At 62.7% G+C, this 20,189-nt stretch carries 18 protein-coding genes; 7 read left to right on the top strand and 11 right to left on the bottom strand.

Annotated elements, in window-relative coordinates; genetic code table 11:
* Positions 1 to 23: 23 nt before the first annotated feature.
* On the top strand, positions 24 to 710 hold the full coding sequence (locus G8O24_RS14675) for a L,D-transpeptidase (protein WP_188100354.1): 687 nt from the start codon (positions 24 to 26) through the stop codon (positions 708 to 710).
* Positions 711 to 747: 37 nt separating this feature from the next.
* Here the strand turns inward: G8O24_RS14675 and G8O24_RS14670 are convergent, their stop codons facing one another.
* Positions 748 to 1,908: an extensin family protein gene (locus tag G8O24_RS14670; protein ID WP_188100352.1), complete on the bottom strand. Its 1,161-nt coding sequence runs from the start codon at positions 1,906 to 1,908 to the stop codon at positions 748 to 750.
* Positions 1,909 to 1,973: 65 nt separating this feature from the next.
* Between G8O24_RS14670 and G8O24_RS14665 the strand changes: the two genes are divergently transcribed.
* Entirely contained in the window at positions 1,974 to 3,602 is a 1,629-nt protein-coding gene (locus tag G8O24_RS14665) for a fatty-acid--CoA ligase (protein ID WP_188100350.1), read from the top strand.
* 57 nt (positions 3,603 to 3,659) lie between these two features.
* On the opposite strand, the gene G8O24_RS14660 is transcribed toward G8O24_RS14665, so the two are convergent.
* Entirely contained in the window at positions 3,660 to 4,853 is a 1,194-nt protein-coding gene (locus G8O24_RS14660) for an HTTM domain-containing protein (RefSeq protein ID WP_188100348.1), read from the bottom strand.
* Positions 4,854 to 5,033: 180 nt separating this feature from the next.
* On the opposite strand from G8O24_RS14660, the gene G8O24_RS14655 reads away from it, so the two are divergent.
* A complete protein-coding gene (locus G8O24_RS14655; RefSeq protein ID WP_188100346.1) occupies positions 5,034 to 5,891 on the top strand; it encodes a DUF1499 domain-containing protein in 858 nt (285 codons plus the stop codon).
* Between the two features lies 1 nt (position 5,892).
* On the opposite strand, the gene G8O24_RS14650 is transcribed toward G8O24_RS14655, so the two are convergent.
* From G8O24_RS14650 to G8O24_RS14635, 4 genes are all read right to left on the bottom strand, one after another.
* On the bottom strand, positions 5,893 to 6,816 hold the full coding sequence (locus G8O24_RS14650; protein ID WP_188100344.1) for an MBL fold metallo-hydrolase: 924 nt from the start codon (positions 6,814 to 6,816) through the stop codon (positions 5,893 to 5,895).
* A 71-nt stretch (positions 6,817 to 6,887) separates the two neighbouring features.
* Positions 6,888 to 8,102, bottom strand: a complete 1,215-nt coding sequence (locus tag G8O24_RS14645; protein ID WP_188100342.1) for an acyl-CoA dehydrogenase — start codon at positions 8,100 to 8,102, stop codon at positions 6,888 to 6,890.
* 83 nt (positions 8,103 to 8,185) lie between these two features.
* Positions 8,186 to 9,262 carry a 3,4-dihydroxy-2-butanone-4-phosphate synthase gene (gene ribB, locus G8O24_RS14640; RefSeq protein ID WP_188100340.1) on the bottom strand — a complete coding sequence of 359 codons (1,077 nt, stop codon included), beginning with the start codon at positions 9,260 to 9,262 and terminating at the stop codon, positions 8,186 to 8,188.
* Positions 9,263 to 9,451: 189 nt separating this feature from the next.
* The gene (locus tag G8O24_RS14635; protein WP_188100338.1) at positions 9,452 to 11,182 is read right to left on the bottom strand and encodes a cation:proton antiporter; all 1,731 of its coding nucleotides are present in this window, start codon (positions 11,180 to 11,182) and stop codon (positions 9,452 to 9,454) included.
* 67 nt (positions 11,183 to 11,249) lie between these two features.
* On the opposite strand from G8O24_RS14635, the gene G8O24_RS14630 reads away from it, so the two are divergent.
* Positions 11,250 to 11,777: a DUF3124 domain-containing protein gene (locus tag G8O24_RS14630; RefSeq protein WP_188100336.1), complete on the top strand. Its 528-nt coding sequence runs from the start codon at positions 11,250 to 11,252 to the stop codon at positions 11,775 to 11,777.
* A gap of 242 nt (positions 11,778 to 12,019) precedes the next feature.
* Positions 12,020 to 13,252 carry an aminotransferase-like domain-containing protein gene (locus G8O24_RS14625; protein ID WP_188100334.1) on the top strand — a complete coding sequence of 411 codons (1,233 nt, stop codon included), beginning with the start codon at positions 12,020 to 12,022 and terminating at the stop codon, positions 13,250 to 13,252.
* A 6-nt stretch (positions 13,253 to 13,258) separates the two neighbouring features.
* On the opposite strand, the gene G8O24_RS14620 is transcribed toward G8O24_RS14625, so the two are convergent.
* Positions 13,259 to 13,531 (bottom strand): helix-turn-helix domain-containing protein, encoded by a 273-nt coding sequence (locus tag G8O24_RS14620; protein ID WP_188100332.1) that lies wholly within the window; start codon positions 13,529 to 13,531, stop codon positions 13,259 to 13,261.
* 184 nt (positions 13,532 to 13,715) lie between these two features.
* Here G8O24_RS14620 and G8O24_RS14615 point away from each other — a divergent pair, with 184 nt between their 5' ends.
* Together G8O24_RS14615 and G8O24_RS14610 are read left to right on the top strand one after the other, a co-directional pair.
* Positions 13,716 to 14,144 (top strand): hypothetical protein, encoded by a 429-nt coding sequence (locus G8O24_RS14615; protein ID WP_244645850.1) that lies wholly within the window; start codon positions 13,716 to 13,718, stop codon positions 14,142 to 14,144.
* Between the two features lie 104 nt (positions 14,145 to 14,248).
* Complete coding sequence (locus tag G8O24_RS14610) at positions 14,249 to 14,467, top strand: hypothetical protein (protein ID WP_188100328.1); 219 nt, start codon at positions 14,249 to 14,251, stop codon at positions 14,465 to 14,467.
* Between the two features lie 214 nt (positions 14,468 to 14,681).
* On the opposite strand, the gene G8O24_RS14605 is transcribed toward G8O24_RS14610, so the two are convergent.
* From G8O24_RS14605 to G8O24_RS14590, 4 genes are all read right to left on the bottom strand, one after another.
* Positions 14,682 to 15,485, bottom strand: coding sequence for a PEP-CTERM sorting domain-containing protein (locus G8O24_RS14605; RefSeq protein WP_188100326.1), 804 nt, complete (start codon positions 15,483 to 15,485; stop codon positions 14,682 to 14,684).
* Between the two features lie 386 nt (positions 15,486 to 15,871).
* The gene (locus G8O24_RS14600; protein WP_188100324.1) at positions 15,872 to 16,513 is read right to left on the bottom strand and encodes a PEP-CTERM sorting domain-containing protein; all 642 of its coding nucleotides are present in this window, start codon (positions 16,511 to 16,513) and stop codon (positions 15,872 to 15,874) included.
* A 549-nt stretch (positions 16,514 to 17,062) separates the two neighbouring features.
* A complete protein-coding gene (locus G8O24_RS14595) occupies positions 17,063 to 19,195 on the bottom strand; it encodes a LuxR C-terminal-related transcriptional regulator (protein WP_188100322.1) in 2,133 nt (710 codons plus the stop codon).
* A 366-nt stretch (positions 19,196 to 19,561) separates the two neighbouring features.
* Entirely contained in the window at positions 19,562 to 20,182 is a 621-nt protein-coding gene (locus G8O24_RS14590; RefSeq protein WP_188100320.1) for an NAD(P)-dependent oxidoreductase, read from the bottom strand.
* Positions 20,183 to 20,189: the final 7 nt, after the last annotated feature.

Genomic DNA, 20,189 nt, shown 5'->3' with positions numbered 1-20,189 from the left:
ATTGTTTTGATTGGAACCAAACCATGTCGTCGCTGAAAGTTATGTTGGGAATCCTGGCTGCGGGCTTCATGCTGTCGGGCTGCATGCAGGCCACGCACTACGAGGCCACCAACACCCAGAATTTCAAGCCGAAGGACAAGGAGCTCCTTGCCAAGATCCGGTACGAGAATACGCCGGTGGCAGAGCCGTTCCGTCGCGCCATCGTCGACTATCATCGCAAGGAGTCGCCCGGCACCATCGTCGTCGATTCCGACAACCACTATCTCTATTACGTGATGGATGGCGGCAAGGCGATCCGCTACGGCATCACCGTCGGCGAAGAGGCCATGGCCTGGTCGGGCATCGCCAAGGTCGGCAGCATGACCGAATGGCCGGCCTGGCATCCGACCCCCGGCGAGATCTCGCGTCTGGGTGTGCCGACTTACGTCGCCCCGGGCCCGGACAATCCGATGGGCTCGCGCGCGATGTATCTCTACTCGGGCGGCAAGGACACGCTGTTCCGCATTCACGGCACCAACCAGCCCGAATATATCGGCGCTTCGATCTCGTCGGGCTGTATCCGCCTGACCAACGAAGATGCCATCGACCTCTACAACCGCGTCAAGGTCGGCACCATCGTCGTGGTGCTCGAGCCGAAGCACGGCGACTCGCCCTACAATTCGCGCCTCGCGCTCCAGGGCGGCGGCACCGGCCAGGCCGGCAGCTTCTGATAGCCGCCTGACCCTGGGCTTTTGAAAAGCGCCGGTCTTACCGGCGCTTTTTTGTTGTCGGCTTGCTCTTGCCGGCGTGGGCGGCGGGCTTGTCGACCGGCGCAGCAGGCTTCGCGCTCTCCTGATCGTCAGCTTCATCCTTGGCGCCTTCGGATTTGGCTTCGGACTTGCCCTCCGATTTGCCCTCCGGTTTGGCCGCGACCTCGCGGGGCGGCGCCTCTTCGGGGCGCTCCGCCGGCAACAAAGGCGCGATCTGCGGCAAGGGGTCCCAGACGTTCCATTGGCAGATCCGATAGTCGTTGCGCCGTTGCGCCAGGTCGAGATGGATGTGGTCTTCGTGGTACCAGTCCGAGCCGGGACCGAGCACCGTTGAAAAGCGCGAGCAGACCGAATGCAGCACGCGCTCGCGGACATCGCGGGAGATGGTGCGGTCGGTCAGGCCGATCGACTGCCCGTTGGCGAGCTTGAGCGCGCGCACATCGAGCGCGTTGGCCTTGCCGTGCTCGGACAGCATCGCGCCGACGACGCGGTTGCGGCCGCGGCACTCGAAGCTGTCGAAATTGTCGAGGTCGGTGATGGTCGAACCGAGGCTCGTGGCCAGCGGCACCATGTCGGTACGCACCCAATCGGCGATCGCTGAGGCCATGGTGCAGCGGAGGATCGCCGCAGGCTTCACGGCGACCTTGCGCTTGTCCGGCAGCACGATGGCTTCCAGCCGCACCAGATCCCCGCCGCCGCAGGCGCCGGGGCCGCGGATATCGGGAATGGAGGGCGCAATCGCGATCTCCTCAGTCAGCGCCAGGCGGCACGCCGAGAGCTGTTTCTCGGGTGGTGGCGCAGCCTCGCCGGGCTTGTTGGGGCCAGGTTTGTCCGGAGAAGCCGTGTCCGGGGAAGGCTTATCCGGGGAAGGCTTATCTGGAGAAGGCCTGCCGTCGGCCTCCGGCGCGGCCTCATCCATTCCTTTTGGGGCCCCCTCGGGGCGAGGCTTTGGTAGCGGTATCCTGACGACGTGAATGCTCCGCTGAGGGCGTGGTGTGCCAAGACCAAAGATATCGAGCGGTGCAGCATGGTTTCGCGCATATACGGGCTCAGACACCATGAGAGACAGGCCGAGCCCAGCGGTAACCATTGCCGCGGCGGCGGACATATTGCCGCGACAAGACCATTTGCGGCGAAAGTCCGGCAGGCTAAAACTCATGACAATTGTTTGGCCCTGCGCTGAGAGCGATAACGCGCCCAGCGGTTTCTCGGAGGAACGTCTGAATGCTCGGTTTGATGCAAGATTGGCCCCTGCTCTGCCACCGGATCATCGAACACGCCGCCAAGATCCACGGCAAGCAGGAGGTCGTGACGCGATCGGTCGAGGGACCGATCCATCGCACCACCTACGCCGAAATCCACAAGCGCGCGCTCAAGGTCTCGCAGATGCTGGAGCGCGACGGCATCAAGTTCGGCGACCGCGTCGCCACGATCGCCTGGAATACCTGGCGCCATCTCGAGGTCTGGTACGGCATCATGGGCATCGGCGCCATCTGCCATACCGTCAATCCCCGGCTTTTCCCCGAGCAGATCGCCTGGATCATCAACCATGCGCAGGACCGCATCGTGATGGTCGATCTCACCTTCGTGCCCGTGCTGGAGAAGCTCGCCGACAAGCTGCCCAGCGTCGAACGGTACGTCATCCTGACCGACAAGGCGCATATGCCCGAGACCACGTTGAAGAACGTCGTGGCCTACGAGGACTGGATCGCCGAGGCCGACGGTAAATTCAAATGGAAGGACTTTGACGAGAACACGGCGGCCGCAATGTGCTACACGTCAGGCACGACCGGCGACCCGAAGGGGGTGCTGTATTCGCATCGCTCCAACGTGCTGCACGCGCTGATGGCCAATAACGTCGACGCGCTCGGCACCAGCGCCTCGGAGACGATGCTGCCGGTGGTTCCACTGTTCCATGCCAACAGTTGGGGCATCGCCTTCTCCGCGCCCTCGCAGGGCACCAAGCTGGTGATGCCCGGACCCAAGCTCGACGGTGCCTCGGTCTATGAGCTGCTCTCAACCGAAAAGGTGACGCACACCGCCGGCGTGCCGACGGTGTGGCTGATGCTGCTGCAGCACATGACCGCCAACAATCTGAAGCTGCCGGACCTCAAGATGGTGATCTGCGGCGGCTCGGCGATGCCGCGCTCCATGATCAAGGCCTTCCTCGACATGGGCTCGAACGTCCGCCACGCTTGGGGCATGACCGAGATGAGCCCGATCGGAAGCGTCTCGGCCCTCAAGCCGCCATTCCAGAATGCCACCGGCGACGAGCGGCTCGACGTGCTGCAGATGCAGGGTTATGCGCCCTTCGCGGTCGAAATGAAGATCACCGACGATGCCGGCAAGGAGCTGCCCTGGGACGGCAAGACCTTTGGCCGCCTCAAGGTCTCGGGACCGGCCGTCGCCAAGGCCTATTACCGGGTCGACACCAACATCCTCGACGAGGAAGGTTTCTTCGACACCGGCGACGTCGCGACCATCGACGAGGGCGGTTACATGCGGATCACCGACCGCTCCAAGGACGTGATCAAGTCCGGCGGCGAATGGATCTCGTCGATCGACCTCGAGAACCTCGCGGTTGGCCACCCGGCGGTGGCGGAAGCCGCCGTGATCGGCGTCTTCCATCCCAAATGGGACGAGCGTCCGCTGCTGATCGTGCAGCTCAAGCAGGGCCAGCAGGCCACGCGCGAGGACATCCTGAAATACATGGACGGCAAGATCGCCAAATGGTGGATGCCCGACGACGTCGCTTTCGTCGACGGCATCCCGCATACCGCCACCGGCAAGATCCTGAAGACCGCGCTGCGCGATCAGTTCAAGGAATACCGCTTCCCGAACGCGGCCGCATAAGCGCTAGACGGCATCGGCAATGCGGCCCCTCGCGGGCCGCATTGTTGTCCAGGGTTCTCACAATTGCGAGCAGCGGAAGCCTGTCTCCGGGCGGCTGAAGAACATTCGCTGCTCCTTCACCACCAGCACCAGCTGGTCGCGGTCCCGCAAGTGATCGCAGACATTTCTGGCGATGTCCTTGAACACACGCGTCTCCGCGTAGGGCGTCACGTTGAGGTCCCCGACCGCCCAGCGCTGAAGATTGAGCACGTTGGTATTCTCCGAGGTGTGGACGAGGTAGGGACGGATGCCGCCCGGCGTCGAGGCCGCACCGAGATCGCTGAGATAGATCTGCGCCTCCGTGAGATTGCCGGAATAGAGCGCCGAGGACAGGTAGGAATCCCAGAGATTGAAGAAGCTCAGCGCCGGCATCACCACGAAAAGCGCCACTGCTGCGCCATGACGCAGATCTTGTACGTCCCAAACGATATCGCGCCAGGAAAAGTCGCCCGAGCTTGAAAACAGCAGCACGTCGAACACCGCCATGGCCGCGGTCCATGGCCAGACGATGTCGTTCCAGTTCAATCCCAGGGGACCGAACATCGCCAGAATGAAGACGTGCATGCCGACGGCGGCGGCGAGCGAAACGCGACGAAAGCGCCGGGTCAACAGACCGATGCCGAATACCACCTGAACGAACGGGACGAGAAAGCCGAGCGCATCGAGGGGCGTCGTCATCGCCGGAAGCAAGCTGGTCATCGGCGTGATGATCCAGGGAAACTCGTGCTCCATGAAGTTCAGGTTGATCTTCTGAAGCCCGGAAAAGACGTAGGTGAAGACGATGACGAGGCGGGCCAGGTTCAGCGCCCGGAGATCATCGACCGGTGCCGTACTGAGTCCGACGACCGCGAGCAGGAAGCTGTACTGAAACACCCAGGGCTGCCACCGTGTCTGGTCGGCGAGGCAGAAAGCAATCAGAATGGCGAGGAAGCCTGCGATCGGCCAGCGTGCCCGAGGAAAGACCACGGCAAGCCCCGCCAGCGCGAACAGCCCGCCATAGAGCACGGTCGCCACCACGCCCTGGATCGGCGGCAGCAGCGTCCAGACCGGCGCCTGTGGATAAGACCGCGGCCCAATCCATAGCGCCGAGGACATCAACAACCCGGTGCCGAATGCGACAAGGATCGTCAGCCGCAGCACAAACAGGCGCCGCCGCAGTGCCGCGTCGCGATCTTCCGCGTCGTCTTGCTTCCATGTCCCCACGCGGCCCATGGCCCCTCCCGCGAACCGCCATACACAGATATGTGGCTCGTCGCGGGACATTGGTTCGATTGCCATGGCCCAGCCAGAATGGGGGATAAACCGCTTCACAGCCCAGCGGAAAATGCGCTACGTCAGCTTGCTCCCGTCGCCCGTACCCTCGAGCGACACTTACATCGGCGATGGAACGACATGGCCCGCAGGTTTTCCGCTCCCTATCAGTCGGAGCCCGTGTCCAGCCTCGCCACCTGGGCGCGCAATCTGGCCGTGTTCGCGGTGGTGGCCGTGGTGGTGTCGATCATCATCGTCCGCTTCGACTTCCTGGAGATGAAGCCGGCGCTGGCCACCTTCTTTGGCGGCCTCGCGATCGCAGCACTGTCCATCCTGCTCGGCCTCGCCGGCTTTGCCGCGATCTGGCAGAACGGCTCGCGCGGCATGGCGCGCATCCTGCTCGCCTTCCTGATCGACGGAGCGATCCTCGCCTATCCTGCGTACCAGGCCCTGCTCTACAGCAAGCTGCCTCATATCTACGACATCACCACCGACCCGATCGACCCGCCGCGTTTCGAGGCGCTGTCGCGCCTGCGCACGGGGGACGGCACCAACACCGCGGTCTATGCCGGCCTCTATTCGGCCGAGCAGCAGCGCCAGCTCTATCCTGATATCGAGCCGATCGAGCTCGAGATTCCCGTCGACCGCGCCTATGCGATCGCGCGCCAGCTCGTCGTCAAGCGCAAATGGACCATCATCGACGAACGCGAGCCGCAGCCGCCGCGCCGCATGGGCCGCATCGAGGCGGTGGCGCGTACGCCGATCATGGGCTTTCGCGAGGACGTCTCGATCAGGGTCGTGCCTGACGGCGACGATTCCCGCGTCGATATCCGCTCCGCTTCGCGCTATTTCGACAGCGACCTCGGCAGCAATGCCGCTCGTGTCACCAAGTTCATCGACGATCTCAACACCGCGGCCGACGCCGATGCGCTGAAGCCGGCGAAAAAGACCCCCGTCGTAGCGCCGCCGAAAGCGCCGGCGAAGACGGTCAAGAAGTGAGCTAGCCGTTCGCCATCCGGTAGGTCCCGCCAATCACGGGGTCACCGTCCGTCGCGACGATGCCGCGCGCGACGAGGTCTTCCAGATGCGCCAGCACGGAATAGCCGGCGGCCGTCGTCAGCCTGGGATCGATGCCGATATAGATCGCCCGGACCATGGTCGGGATATCGGCCTCGCCCTTGGCGAGGCGGTGCAGGATCGACGCCTCGCGCGCCTTGCGGTGGCGGATCAGGAAACGCACGAAGCGCTGGCCCTCGGGGATTTCCGGACCATGGCCGGAGAAATACAGATCCTCCTCGCGCGCAGCGAGCCGGTCGAGCGATTCCATGTAGTCGATCATCGAGCCGTCGGGCGGGGCCACGATCGAGGTCGACCAGCCCATGACATGATCGCCGACAAAGTTGAACCCTCGCTCGGGCCATGCGAAGGCGAGATGATTGGCGGTATGACCGGGCGTCGCCACTGCTTCGAGCCGCCAGCCGGCGCCTTCGACGACGTCACCATGAGCGATCCTGACATCGGGCGTGAAGTCACGATCGGAACCGGATTCCGGATTGTGCTTCTCGCTCTCGAAGCGGGGACGCGAGGCGCGGTGCGGCCCCTCGGCATAAACAGGCGCGCCGGTCGCCTGCTTGATCCGCGCCGTATTGGGCGAGTGGTCACGGTGGGTGTGGGTGACGAAGACGTGGCTGACTGTCTCGCCCCTGACAGCATCGAGCAGCGCTGCGGCATGGGCCTCATCATCAGGACCGGGGTCGATGATTGCGACGTTGCCGGTGCCGACGATGTAGCTGACGGTGCCGGTGAAGGTGAAAGGGCTCGGATTGTCACAGAGCACCCGCCGCACGCCGGGGCGGACTTCCTCGACGATACCGGCCTTCAGCGGAAAGTTGCGGTTGAACGGGACGTCGTCATTGTCGGACATGGCTTCTTCTTTGTTCTTTGACGTCATTCCGGGGAGCCCGAAGGGCGAACCCGGAATGACGATGAACGTTTCTAGAAAAACGCCTGAATGCCCGTGATCGCGCGGCCCAGGATCAGGGCGTGGACGTCGTGGGTGCCCTCGTAGGTGTTGACCGTCTCGAGGTTATGGACATGGCGCATCACGTGGAATTCGGCCGAGATGCCGTTGCCGCCGTGCATGTCGCGGGCGACGCGGGCGATGTCGAGGGCCTTGCCGCAATTGTTGCGCTTCATGATCGAGATCATCTCAGGCGCGAACTTGCCCTCGTCCATCAGCCGGCCGACACGCAGGCTGCCCTGGAGGCCGAGTGCGATCTCGGTTTCCATGTCAGCGAGTTTCTTCTGCACCAGCTGGGTCGCAGCGAGCGGCTTGCCGAACTGCTTGCGGTCGAGCGTGTACTGGCGGGCGCGATGCATGCAGTCCTCGGCGGCGCCGAGCGCGCCCCAGGAGATGCCGTAGCGGGCGCGGTTGAGGCAGCCGAACGGGCCCTTCAGGCCGGAGACGTTGGGCAGCAGCGCACTTTCCGGAACCACGACGCCGTCCATGACGACCTCGCCGGTGATGGAGGCGCGCAAGCTGAGCTTGCTGCCGATCTTCGGTGCGGAGAGGCCCTTCATGCCCTTCTCCAGCACGAAGCCGCGAATCTGGTTGTCATGCTCGGCCGACTTGGCCCAGATCACGAACACGTCGGCGATCGGCGCGTTCGAGATCCACATCTTGCTGCCGGTCAGGCGGTAGCCGTCCGAGACCTTCTCGGCGCGGGTCTTCATGCCCGCCGGGTCGGAGCCGGCATCGGGCTCGGTCAGGCCGAAACAGCCTACCCACTCGCCGCTGGCGAGCTTGGGCAGATACTTCTTGCGCTGGTTCTCGTCGCCATAGGCGTAGATCGGGTACATCACCAGCGAGGACTGCACCGAGTTCATCGAGCGATAGCCGGAATCCACCCGCTCGATCTCGCGCGCGACGAGGCCGTAGGCCACGTAGCTCGCATTGGCGCAGCCATATTCCTCGGGGAGCGTGATGCCGATCAGGCCGAGCTCGCCCATCTCGTTGAAGATCTCGCGGTCGGTCTTCTCTTCCAGATAGGCCTTCGTGACGCGCGGCAGCAGCTTGTCCTGAGCGTAGGCCCGCGCCGTGTCGCGCACCATGCGCTCGTCTTCGGTCAGTTGCTCGTCGAGCAGGAACGGATCGTCCCACTGGAAGGAAGCCGCGGCCGGCTTGTCCTTGGTCTGAGGGCGCACGCTCATGAAACGTCCTTTCGGGTCTGGTTCCGTCTAAAAATTGCCCGACAAACTAAAGCGCCGCGGCAACAAGTGCAATTGCGTTAGCGTCAGCTTTCAAGCTGCTCGTTGGCGACGATCTCGATGCCGAAGCCCGAGAGCCCCTTGTAGTCGTGCACCGACGAGGTGAGATGGCGGATCGAGGTGACGCCGAGATCGCGCAGGATCTGTGCACCGACGCCGACCTCGCGCCACTGGCGGTTGCGGTCGGCCTCCGTTGCCGTCTCGTCCGGCAGCGCGGCCACGGGGACGCCGGCCGCGCCGTCGCGTAAGTAAACCAGCACGCCGCGGCCCGATTTCCTGAAGTGCTCGAGCACAGCCGCCATGCGCTTGTGGCCGGTGAAGATGTCCTTGACGATGTTCGGCTTGTGAAAGCGCGTCAGCACGTTCTTGCCGTCGCCGACGCCATTATAGACGAAGGCGACGTGGGCGATGGAATCGAATGGCGAGCGGTAGGCATAGCCCTGAAGCGGCCCGATCGGGCTGTCGGTCGTGAAGGTCGAGACCCGCTCGATCAGCTTTTCGCGCGCCTGCCGATAGGCAATCATGTCGGCGATGGTGACGTGCTTGAGCTTGTGCCTGGCGGCGAATTGGGCGACCTGCTCGCCCTTCATCACGCTGCCGTCGTCGTTCATCAATTCGCTGATGACGCCGACCGGCGGAAGCCCCGAAAGCTTGCAGAGATCGACCGCGGCCTCGGTATGGCCGGAGCGCAGCAGCACGCCGCCGTCCTTGGCGATCAGCGGGAAGATGTGGCCGGGGCGGGCGAAGTCGTTGGCGCCGGCATTGGGATTGGACAGCGCGCGACAGCAGGAGGCGCGCTCTTCGGCCGAAATGCCGGTGCCGCCATCGGGCTTGTAGTCGATCGAGACCGTAAACGCCGTGGTGTGGGCGGAATCGTTGTGCGCGACCATCGGATCGAGCCGCAGCCGGCGCGCATCCTCGGTGGTGATCGGCGCGCAGACGATGCCGGAGGTGTGGCGGATGATGAAGGCCATCTTTTCCGCCGTGCAGAACGAGGCGGCGACGATCAGATCGCCCTCGCCCTCGCGGTCTTCATCGTCGGTCACGACGACGAGTTCGCCCCGGGCAAAGGCCTGCAAGACTTCCTGGACGGTATCGGGCATGTCCCAATCTCTATTGGTTATGGGCTGGCGGCTTTCACGGACGCCTTAGCCGGACTTGGACCCCAGCGCTAGTGTCCCGGATGCAACCGCATATGCCTGGAGGCCGCTCCCGGCCCGGCTTTCGGGCTTGCACCGAAGATACCGGCGATATAGGCGCGCAAGGGCCGGGCGGAAGACGGCCGCCAGCGATCAGGGCAGCACCTCGCGCCGTTCGCTCAGCCTCAGGTCGAGCTCAGTGCGCTTGTCGGCCAGCAGGCCGGCCTGGGCGGCTTCGATCACCGTAAACAATTCATGAGCGTCGCTGAGCCGGGTCACGGTGACGTAGCTGGCACCGGCCGCATAGAGCTCGCCGACGTCGGACAGGAGGTCGGCGGTCGCCACGATCATCGCCTGCGGGTTGAGGGAGCGGACGTGGCGGACCAGCTTCTCGTTGCTGGCGCCCTTGAGCAGCGCGTCCGGCACGCTGAGGATGATCATCTCTGATTTGCCGATCCCGGCATGGAGCAGCGTGTCGACATTGCTGATGTCGCCATAGATCACGTGCAAACCGCGCGAAACCAGGGTCTGGTACACGACGGGGTTGAAGTCGATCACCGTGATCTGCTCGAGCAGCACCGGAGCCTGCCGTTCGATCTCGGCCAGCAGCGCGCTCGCCGCACGAAAAAAGCCGAGGATGACGATGCGGCGGGCCTCGCCATGGCCGCGCTCGTCGCCCTCCTCGGCATGGCCGTTGCCGTGGTCGAGATCGCGCAGGCCAATCCGCTTGAGCGGACCGATGGCCCAGCGGGTGATCTCGTCGCTGCGCGTCATGACGAAGGTCGAGAGCACCGCCAGCACCACGAAGGCGAAGGACGCCGCATTCGCCGTTTCGGCTGCGATGTGGTTGTCGGTGACGCCGGTCTGGATCACCACGAGCGAGAACTCGGAGATCTGCGCCAGATTGATCGCCGGCAGCAGGCTGGCGCGCAGGCCCTGCTTCATCAGATAGAGCGGCGTGAAAGTGGTGACGAGGCGGCTCACCACCGTGAACGCGGCGATCATCAACGCCAGCCCGATCACCGACAGTCCGGGCACCGGAATGGTCATGCCCAGTGCCACGAAGAACAGCGTGATGAAGAAGTCGCGGAGCGTCGTGACCTTGGCCGTGACGTCGAGCGCGTAAGGAAAGGTCGAGAGCGAGACGCCTGATATCAGCGCCCCCATCTCGCGCGACAGCGAGAGTTTCTCGGCGGTCTCGGCAACCAGGAAGCACCAGGCGAGCGCCCCGAGCAGGATCAGCTCGGGCCGGCGGGCGATCTGATGGAACAGGCGCGGCAGCACATAGCGGCTGACCAGCAGCGCGGCTGCGACCAGCACCGCAACGCGGCCGATCGAGAGCAGGATGACGCTGATCTGCAAATTGGCGAGGCTCGGCTGCACCGCCAGGAACAGAATTGCAAAAATGTCCTGAAGCACCAGCACGCCGAGCGTGATGCGGCCGGGCAAGGTGTCGAGCTCGCGCTTCTCGTAGAGCACCTTGACGATGATGACGGTCGATGACAGCGCGCAGGCAATGCAGAGATAGAGCGCATCGAAATGGCCGCTGCCCAGCGAGAGGCCAAGCCCGGCAAAGAACAGGACGCCGAGCAGGCAGCCGCCGAAAAGCTGGCCGCCCGCCGCAAACAGGATCACCTTGCCGGCCCGGACGATCTTCTTCAGGTCGATCTCGAGCCCGATCATGAACAGCATGAAGATCAGGCCGAGCTCGGAGATGACGCTGATCGATTCCTGCGACTTGACCCAGCCGGCGCCGAATGGACCGATGCAGAAACCGGCGATAAGGTAGGCCAGGATCAGCGGTTGCCGGGCGAAATGGGCGGCGAGGCCCAGCATCCAGGCAAACAGGATACAGAGAGTGATGTCGCGAATGAGCTCGTGCATGGAAGATCGGTCCGTTTCGCCGCACCCTAGAGACCAAGTGCAGCGCGGCAAGCGAGCAATTCGTCACATGCGGACCAAGCTCGCCGCTGCATTGCTGCTATGCCCCCTCGCCTTCGCCGGCCCGGCGGCCGCGCAGCCCAAAGTGAATCTCGAGCAGACCTTTGCCGATTCGCTTCAAGCCATGCCGAAGGAGGAACTCGCCGTCTCCGGCGGCTTCTACGTGCCGGCCTATTCCAGCGTCGCGATGAGCCAGGGCAAGCTGAGGGTCGACTTCTCGGTGACGCTGAGCGTGCACAACGCCTCGGAGACACAGGCACTGGTGGTCAGGCGCATCGCCTATTTCGACACCGCGGGCAAGCAGGTCGAGAGCTATCTGAAAAGTCCGGTCGCGGTGAAGCCGCTCGCCACCATCTCGATCTTCATTCCGACCGACGACGTCCGCGGCGGGACCGGCGCCAATTTCATCGTCGACTGGGCCGCCGCGGGCGAGATCGCCGAGCCCGTGGTCGAGGCCCTGATGGTCGGCGGCGTCGCCAATGCGCATTACGCCTTCATCAGCCAGGGACGTCCAACCAGGACGGTTGGCAAGAAGTAACGCTGCCGCTTCGAACGAGTGCTGCCGCGCCGCAAGATCCAAAGCACGAAAACAACCCCATGCACAGTAGCCGCGCCGGTCGAATCACGGCCGTGCCGGTGCGCGCCGCGCGCATACGGATTTTACGAATTTTGTTTGACGCGTCGGGCAAAACACTGGCATGATGGCAGCATCGAAACAGCCAGGCCCTATCGGCACCGGGCCGGCCACTCAAAAAAACAACGCTCACGAGGAACGCTCCCATGACGTCCAGCTTCGATTTCGCGCCCCTCTTTCCAGAGGGGCTGCCGGCCCCCTCCGCGCGCTGGACGGGCCTTGCCAAATACAGCTTCGTCGGCGGCAATAACGATTCCGAGCAGGTGCCGCTCGACGAGCTGATCGAGGCGGCCAATGTCGCCCTGACACGCGAGGGTCGCTCGCTCGCCACTTACGGGCTGGCGCACGGCCCGCAGGGCTATCTGCCCCTGCGCGAATTCCTGGTGACGAAACTGAAGCGCGATGCCGGCATCGTCTGCACGGTCGACGATCTCTTGATCGTCTCGGGCTCGCTGCAGGCGCTCGACCTCGTCAACAATACGCTGCTGGCGCGTGGCGACACCGTGATCGTCGAGCAGGAAACCTATCAGGGATCGCTGCAGCGGCTGACGCGGCTCGGCGTCAACACCGTGGGCGTCCCTCTCGATGACCAGGGCATGCGCATGGATGCGCTCGCCTCTTCGCTCGCCGTCCTGAAGGGCCGCGGGATCCGGCCGAAATACATCTACACCATTCCGACCGTGCAGAACCCGACCGGCAGCATCATGCCCGAGAGCCGCCGCGCCGAATTGCTCCGCCTGTCAGCCGAACATGGCGTGCCCATCTTCGAGGACGATTGCTATGCGGACCTGGTCTGGTCCGGGCAACGGCCGCCCGCGATCCATGCGATGAGCCAGAATGGCGCCGTCATCCATATCGGCTCGTTCTCGAAATCGATCGCGCCGGCGCTGCGCGTCGGCTTCATCGTCGCGCCCTGGGATGTGATGTCGCGGATGCTGGCGCTGAAGACGGATGCCGGCTCCGGCGCGCTGGAGCAGATGGTGCTCGCCACCTATTGCAAGCCGCATTTCGCCAGCCACGTGCCGGCGCTGACGAAAGCGCTGCGCACCAAGCTCGACACGCTGATGGAAGCCCTCAACGAGCAGTTCGGGACCGCGGCCGAGTTTAAGGAGCCCAAGGGCGGCATCTTCCTGTGGGTGAAGCTGCCCGACCAGGTCGATACGCTCAAGCTCTACCAGGCCGCGCTTGCCGCCGGCGTCTCGATCAATCCCGGGCCGGAATGGTCGACCGACAAGGGCTATTCGCGCTCGCGGCTGCGGCTGTGCTTTGCGAGCCCCTCGCATCAGCAGATTCGCGAGGGCGTCGCCGTGCTGGCCGATATCTGCCGCAAGGAGTTCGGCGTGCCGGCCCGCAGTGCCAATGTGGAGAAGCGGGCGTAAGGTTTCTTAAGCCGCCTGAGGCTGGCTGCCGTGGATGGCGGAGGCGAGCCGCAGCAGCAGCACGATCGAAACGTTGCCTTTGCCGGCCTCGATCTGGGCGATGTAGCGCTCCGAAATCCCGGAGCGGCGGGCGAGCTCCCGGCGGGACAGCTCGCAGCGGGCGCGCGATGACCGCAACCGCTCGCCCAGCTCGGCCAGAAACGCGGTCTCGGAATCAGGCGGCACGGCGCAACTCCCCGGCAGCACCTCGCCCGCGAAATCCATCACTTGATTCAGCATCGCTCTCACCACGTTCGCCTTCGGGAGCGCCATCCTACCCCGGACAGGCCCGGCCTCATTGACGCGGATCAAATTCGCGCGCGGTCGAGCCCCGCCGTGGACGACAGCGGCGGGGATGCTACACTTTGGAATTCTTCGAGGCGGGGCCCTTCAGGACATGATGCGTTGTTTGAGCCGCTGGACCATGGCAGCGGTGCTTTGGGTTGGGTTCGGCCCCCTCGGGCATGCCGAGACGCTCGCGGCGACGGTCGAACAATGGGGCCTGCTCGGCTCATGGGCGGTCGACTGCACTGTCAGCCCCGACCGCGACAGGGGGGCGCTGCTCACTTACGAAATCCGGAAGGACGGACGGGTGATGTACCGGCGCAATTTCGGCGACGCCAAGGACGAGAACGAGGTGGTCTCCGCCACCGTCAATGCCGAAGGCCTGCTCAACGTGATGGTCTATTTCCCATCGCTGCAGCAGACGCGAGAATTCGGGCTGATGCTCGAGAAGGACGGCAGCCTGCGCGCGATCTACAATCGCAGCGAGCGCGGCGAGTACACGATCAGAAACGGCAGATACGTCAAATCAGGCGCGCCGACACTTCCGCAGCGACGCTGCTCTGAATGATCGTCCTGATCCTGAACATCCATTCAGAATTCTCCTCCCGTTCCCCAGGGAACGTTCGCAGGAATGCGCAGTTTAATTTTGCATTCGATTGGAGGAGGACAGTCATGAAGAAGCTTGGTTATGTCGTTGCCGCTCTGGGTGCGCTCGCGGTTGCGGCGCCGACGCTGGCAAGTGCTGAGACGGTGGTCGTCAAGCACGGCCATCACGGCCCGTACGGCGCGCGCGCCGAATTCCGCGAGCATCGCGACAATGGCTGGCATCGCGGCTGGCACCATCACGACCGCGTCGTGGTGGTCAACCGCCATCATCGTCACTGGGACTAATGCGCAACGCAAACCGGAAATGGCCCCTCGCGGGGCCATTTCCTTGCGTTCGAAGCGGCTGAGACGACGAGCGCATGGATTCATGAATCCGCCGGGTCCGCCAGGCCTCAACGCGCGACATGGTGGACACGCGCTCTTGCGGAAACGAAAGCAGCGGCATCGAAAACAGAAGACCGCCCGAAGGCGGTCTCTGGAACAATCGCTGCGCGGTCGATCAGGCGGCCAATGGCGCTTGCCGACGACGATGGTAAGTCATGAAGCCGACGCCACAAAAACCAATGACCATCATTGCCCAGGTCGACGGTTCGGGCACGGCTGAGACCTGATCCCCGACGAGGTTGAAGGCGATGCTCGGATTGGTGCCGTCGTACGAACCCGTCGACGCTGAAAACACGGTCGCATCCAAACTGGAATTGTACTCGAAGTCGCTCACGATGTTATAGCCGCTCGCAATGTTCGTCAGATAGACGTCGCCAGTGGCTGTGCCCGGCGTCCATTTTCCTTGAATGAAAACTTCGACAGTAAAGATACCGCCAATATCAACCAGGTTAGAACCGCCGCCGCCGAATCCTTGTCCCCCTGTTCCACCGAATTGAAGAACGTTGTGACCGCCTGCCACGCCTGATGTCGTCCAGCTATGTGTAAAGTCAGGACCGTTTGCCGTTGTGTAACTAAAGCTGAACGTGCCTCCGCCTCCGCCGTTGAAAAGCGTTCCGTTCACCAGAGGCGTGCCGGCGGGAGCGCTTGAAGGAATGTTGGTCGTGACGTCGCCGCTCGGGGTAAAAGTAGTGCCCTGGTTTCCCGTCTTGAGATTGTAGTCCGTCGGGCCGTAATTGCTGCCCCCGCTCGGCAACGTCATCGTGACGGTATATTGTGTCGTCGCGGAATCCAATCCAGATGGAAATGTAATGGAGTAGGTGGAGTCCCGCTGCGTCACAAAGCTGTCGGCGCTTGCGCCAGTGATCTGTGTGAGGATTGCAAGAGATCCGAGAAGAGTACCGCAAAGCAATCTTTTCATTTAAAGCTCCTTCCAAAATTAGGCTGATTGTCAATTTCAGGTGGATGTCAGTCAAGGACGGTCAAGTCTTAGGACCGTCTTAGGACCGAGCATCTCGAGATCGATCGGCGGTCGGTAGCGCCCGGGTCGCGGCAAAGGCTTCGGGCGGTTCAATTCTCGGCAGAACGGAGCCGACGATGTTCATCACCCGTGTGCGGTATGGGCGCGAAAACATGCAGCGCCATCTCGGCGGCGACATTCCGTAGGCGCTTCATCGGGAAGCGGGGCGCACCCATACCGGCGCAACTTCGCACATGAGCCAACAGGTCAGGTGGCATCAAACAAAGAGACCGCCGCGAAGACGGTCTCTGTGTGTTCTCTGATTGACCAAACCTTGCGTCGCCCGATCAGCCGACCGCAAATTCATTGCGGCGACGATAGGCGATGAAGCCGAGTCCGAAGAAGCCCAGGAACATCATCGCCCAAGTGGAGGGCTCCGGGACGGCCGAAACAGGAGTTGCAACCTCAGCCGTTCCAAACAACAAATGGTCTTCAGAAGTGTGGGAGTCGAACTGGCCCGGAATAATGTTTCCGCCTCCGTCTGGAAACACAAGGGTTAGGCTCGGACCGATCAACGAACCGTCGAATACAGCCTCGTTTGTTGTAACGTTCAAAACGAGATGGCCGCTGCCGTCGACTACCGCCGTCGCAAGATTAAAGACGACAGGACTTCCAAAAAAGATGATTGTGAAAGTCCCGGTTTGATTGAACGTAAAGCTAGAAAATGCCGGGCTACCGAATGCCCCACCAATACCGGCGATCCCGTTGTTGGTGCTTTCGGTGAGATTAACGGCGGTTACCGCGGCGCTGGGACTCGATGCGGAGGTGTCGATTGAGACAGTCCCTACGACAGTGCCGATACCCGGGCCGTTCGTACCGAAGACGGCAGGATCAAAACTTGCGTTGACGTCATAAGTGATCGGCGCCGAACTAGCCGAAGTCGCCGCAAAGAAGCTCGTTGCCAAAATCAAACAAGAAAGTCTTTTCATTGCATTCCCTTCCAAGCATTCCCTTCCAAAGCCACCTGAAGCCTTGCCGCAAGACCATTGCATCATGGTTAGACAACATCAGATCTACCAGGCCGGTCAATCAGCGCGTGGTCCTAGGACCTCGCGCATGATCCCGAGGGCATGACCATCGGGTTCATCGCGTGTGTGGGCAAACGAGATCGTTCAGAAAACTGGCTCGCTGGGTCAGACATCGTGCTGAGCGGGTGTCCGCCCGCTCTGCTTCTACGCTCGACGAAGCTGCGTAGAGACCAGCCCCTAAACGATTGGACACCAACGGGGCCGATGTCATCGTCTCCACGCCTTCTAGCGCGATGCGCCGATGATGGTGATGTTCGCGTCGTTGGCATCGGGTGTTTGAAGATTGGAAAGACCGGGTGCTTGTCCCACCTATCCGCCACGTGCTCTCCGACTCAATTACGGTCGAACAGCGGACATCGATCCGCATCGGCTATCGGACCAAACTAGCAGACGGTTGGCAAAACGTTTGAACCCGAGTACCGGCGCCGGTGTAACGGGGCAGTCCAGCCACTAAATCAATAAATCATGAGTCAGATGGTGCTCGAAACTTCCTGTGTGATCACCGAAGCCCTGCACGGCATGTGAGGGGCCAATCAGATCTGCATATTCGATCGGCGCAAGTCCCTGATGCCCGGCATTGTGCAGTTCATTCCCATCAGCGAGTGGTCGCTGGCTATCCTCAATATGACTCGAATGGTTGGGCGCCGCCATGTCATTCTTGAAACGAAAGGAGTCCCTGAGCTCGGGCGCAGTTGCCGTTTGTGTCCGTCCGAAGGCATCGGCAGCTTGGCTATTGCCATGGCCATTCTCGCTGGGCCCCGCATGCGGAGTGTCCGCACTGCTCAAATGCGCCTTGTGCAATTTGGGTTGCGTTTTGTCGGAATTGATATGGTTATCGGTTGGGGCATCCTTTGAAGCGCCTGCATCGCGATGCGATTGCCCACGATCGGATCCGTGGCCCGAGGTCTCCTGTCCGGCATGCGGCTTGCTTTTTGCGTTGCCTTGCTCGGACACATGCATGTCACGCTGCGATTGGCTTTGGACGGGATCGTGTCCCGGTGGCTGGTGATCGGCATGCGGCTTGCCTTTTACGGCGCCCTGTTCTGAAACATGCACCTCACGCTGCGACTGCCTTTGAGCGGGATCCTGTCCCGCCGGCTCGTGATCGGCATGCGGCTTGCCCTTCGCAGCGCCGTCTTCCGAAACTTGGACATCAGCCTGCAATGGCCCATGATCGGGCCCATCTGCTTCGGTTGGTTGTGGTGTGCCGGGTTCCGCATTCCTGGCTGTGTCCGTTCCGTCCGCCTGTCCGGAGCCGCCATGACCGCTCAGAGCGTCGACGGCACCGGCTCCAACATGAACGTTGCCGCCGCCCCTGGCGCTATCCTCGGTCGCGGCTGCATGAGGGATCAGGAGTTCGTCGCCTCTGACCACGGTATCGCCCCTGGCACCCGCGAAGGCGAATAATTCCGTCTGTGGTGCGGAATCGAGCCAGGCCGTGTCAACGAAGCCATTGAGGTTCGCATCGACGCCACCATCCCTGTTGAAGGCGGCAAATTCGGCGGTTGCGGTTGCGACATCCGGTGAAAGGAGGCCGCTCGGGTTATCGGAAAAAGTAAAAGCCTGCGCAGGGCTGTCGAGGAGCTCGAGAATTGAAACTCCGACAGCCATCAATGCGAAAGCGCCAAAGCTGCTCAAGCCGAGCCGTGAAGCGGCGGGCGCCAGCAATGGGACCGTGCTGGCGACAATATCAGCACGGGATTCGAAGAGATTGCCGGCCCGCGTCGAACTCTCAGCTACAGAAGTCCCAATGCAGCCGGCCTTGCCCACAGCTTTGGCCGTTCTGCCCGGAGCAGCGGTCGTCTTCTGGGGCGTGATTTTGATGGCCAAAACCGCACCCGTACCGTCTGCGGTCAATACCGTGACAGGATCGCTATGCGCATGATCGACTGCAGCCGCGGTTGCGGGTTGAACATCGTCTAGCGCGGCCCAAATCAGAGCTGCAAGCGCGCCGACTCCGCCGTACAGGCGCGACAGCGCAAACGTCGCGAGCTGCCGGCGATCTTTGATCTGAAGCCGTGCAGAGATGTGCTCGACCCGCGCATTGATGGTACCTGTGGCCATCTTGAGCTCGCGCGCAATCTCCCGGTCAGACATCCCGCAAGCGACCAGACGCATGATCTTGCGCTCCAAATCCGTGAGCGCAGTCACCCTTTTGTCGTCAAAGGTACCACGGCCTGCTTTGCCGGCAGCCACCCGGTCCGGGGACGGCGCCACCAGCCGGAGGGATTGCATCAAGGCTTCCGGTTCCTCGCGCATCGGAATCCCAGCGCAGGCCCCCGCTGCGATGGCGGCAGCGAGATCACCCTGGGCAATGGATGCGGTGTAGAAGACCAGTCGTGTGGGGAGTTTTTCGGTGTCGACGGCGGCGAGCATCTCAGAAGCCGTCAGGTCGGAAAACCCGTCCTCGACAAGCGCGACATCCGGCCTCAACCTCCGAACTGCCTCCAGGCAGTCGGCCCCCTTGTTGCAAGAGGCAACGAGCTTGAAGTCACTCTCGGCGGCAAATAGCGGCGCAAACCCCTGCAGCACGATCGGACGACGGTCACCGATCACGATTCGGATACGTGGCGTCTGCTTCACTTCCCCAGCCTTCCGCAGCCTATCCAGCGCGACGCAGTTTACGGCGTCACCTTCCAAGAGCAGCGCGGCAACGCAGAGCGGCCGCGCTCGTTCCTAGAGAGATGGCGCGACTTGGTGCTGTTCCAGGGCTCTGAGGTCGTCGACGAGGGCGGCTTCGATCTGGCGCAGGTGCTCTGCGGTCAGACCATCCGGAAAGTCCCTGGAGAGTTGCCGGCAGCGCTCAAGGCGAGCTTCCAGGATTCGCTTTTTCCCGCTCCTTGTTCATCGAACGGACAAAACCTCATGAAATCCGGATCGTTCTTGTCAACCAACGGAGGATCAATTCACGAGTTCCAAGCGCATCGGTACATGGTCCGTCACCACGGCTCAATACGATATCGCGACGGCACGTCCGATGCGCTTTGCGTCCTGGACCTCGCGCGCCATGAAATCGGCCAGATCACTGCGCGAAACCTTCGTCACATTGGTCAGGCTGCCGTCGTCTCCGATCCGGTAGCGTTGGGTCAGCGGGCCATCGACCAGCCGGGCCGCGCGCACAATGGTCCACGCGAGCCCCGATGCTGCGACCCTCTGCTCCATCTGCCGCATGTTCTCGTATTTGTGACGCAGCATCGGCCTGACGATGGTGCGATACCAGATCGGTGTCGACGGGTCGTCGCGCACCCCTACCGAGGAAACGAGCACGAGGCGGCGGACTTCGCGGACCTGCATACGGTCGATGATCGCAGCAATCGAGTCGCGGTAGAAGGTCATCGGGCGTAGCGAGTTGAAGAAGCCGGAGACGCCCAGCGTCGACAGCACCGCGTCGTTGCCTTCGAGCGCCGCGTCGAAGCTTTCCGGCTTCAGCGCGTCGCCCTCGACCACCTGCAGCCGCTCGTATCTCAGGCCGAGATCGCCAGGATGTCTAACGACGGCCGTCACGATGTGACCGTGCGCCAATAGCTGGAGTATCAGTTCCTTGCCCGTGCGCCCGCTGCCGCCGAACACGAGGACT

The sequence above is a fragment of the Bradyrhizobium campsiandrae genome (assembly GCF_014529705.1).
Taxonomy (GTDB): domain Bacteria; phylum Pseudomonadota; class Alphaproteobacteria; order Rhizobiales; family Xanthobacteraceae; genus Bradyrhizobium; species Bradyrhizobium campsiandrae.
Note: the sequence above shows the minus strand (reverse complement) of the source record. Positions and strands in the feature narration are given on the sequence as shown.

Excerpts from the sequence above, each read along its gene's own strand:
- G8O24_RS14675 (WP_188100354.1), top strand. The coding sequence starts at position 24 with ATGTCGTCGCTGAAAGTTATGTTGGGAATCCTGGCTGCGGGCTTCATG.
- G8O24_RS14670 (WP_188100352.1), bottom strand. The coding sequence starts at position 1,908 with ATGAGTTTTAGCCTGCCGGACTTTCGCCGCAAATGGTCTTGTCGCGGC.
- G8O24_RS14665 (WP_188100350.1), top strand. The coding sequence starts at position 1,974 with ATGCTCGGTTTGATGCAAGATTGGCCCCTGCTCTGCCACCGGATCATC.
- G8O24_RS14660 (WP_188100348.1), bottom strand. The coding sequence starts at position 4,853 with ATGGGCCGCGTGGGGACATGGAAGCAAGACGACGCGGAAGATCGCGAC.
- G8O24_RS14655 (WP_188100346.1), top strand. The coding sequence starts at position 5,034 with ATGGCCCGCAGGTTTTCCGCTCCCTATCAGTCGGAGCCCGTGTCCAGC.
- G8O24_RS14650 (WP_188100344.1), bottom strand. The coding sequence starts at position 6,816 with ATGTCCGACAATGACGACGTCCCGTTCAACCGCAACTTTCCGCTGAAG.
- G8O24_RS14645 (WP_188100342.1), bottom strand. The coding sequence starts at position 8,102 with ATGAGCGTGCGCCCTCAGACCAAGGACAAGCCGGCCGCGGCTTCCTTC.
- ribB (WP_188100340.1), bottom strand. The coding sequence starts at position 9,262 with ATGCCCGATACCGTCCAGGAAGTCTTGCAGGCCTTTGCCCGGGGCGAA.
- G8O24_RS14635 (WP_188100338.1), bottom strand. The coding sequence starts at position 11,182 with ATGCACGAGCTCATTCGCGACATCACTCTCTGTATCCTGTTTGCCTGG.
- G8O24_RS14630 (WP_188100336.1), top strand. The coding sequence starts at position 11,250 with ATGCGGACCAAGCTCGCCGCTGCATTGCTGCTATGCCCCCTCGCCTTC.
- G8O24_RS14625 (WP_188100334.1), top strand. The coding sequence starts at position 12,020 with ATGACGTCCAGCTTCGATTTCGCGCCCCTCTTTCCAGAGGGGCTGCCG.
- G8O24_RS14620 (WP_188100332.1), bottom strand. The coding sequence starts at position 13,531 with ATGCTGAATCAAGTGATGGATTTCGCGGGCGAGGTGCTGCCGGGGAGT.
- G8O24_RS14615 (WP_244645850.1), top strand. The coding sequence starts at position 13,716 with ATGGCAGCGGTGCTTTGGGTTGGGTTCGGCCCCCTCGGGCATGCCGAG.
- G8O24_RS14610 (WP_188100328.1), top strand. The coding sequence starts at position 14,249 with ATGAAGAAGCTTGGTTATGTCGTTGCCGCTCTGGGTGCGCTCGCGGTT.
- G8O24_RS14605 (WP_188100326.1), bottom strand. The coding sequence starts at position 15,485 with ATGAAAAGATTGCTTTGCGGTACTCTTCTCGGATCTCTTGCAATCCTC.
- G8O24_RS14600 (WP_188100324.1), bottom strand. The coding sequence starts at position 16,513 with ATGAAAAGACTTTCTTGTTTGATTTTGGCAACGAGCTTCTTTGCGGCG.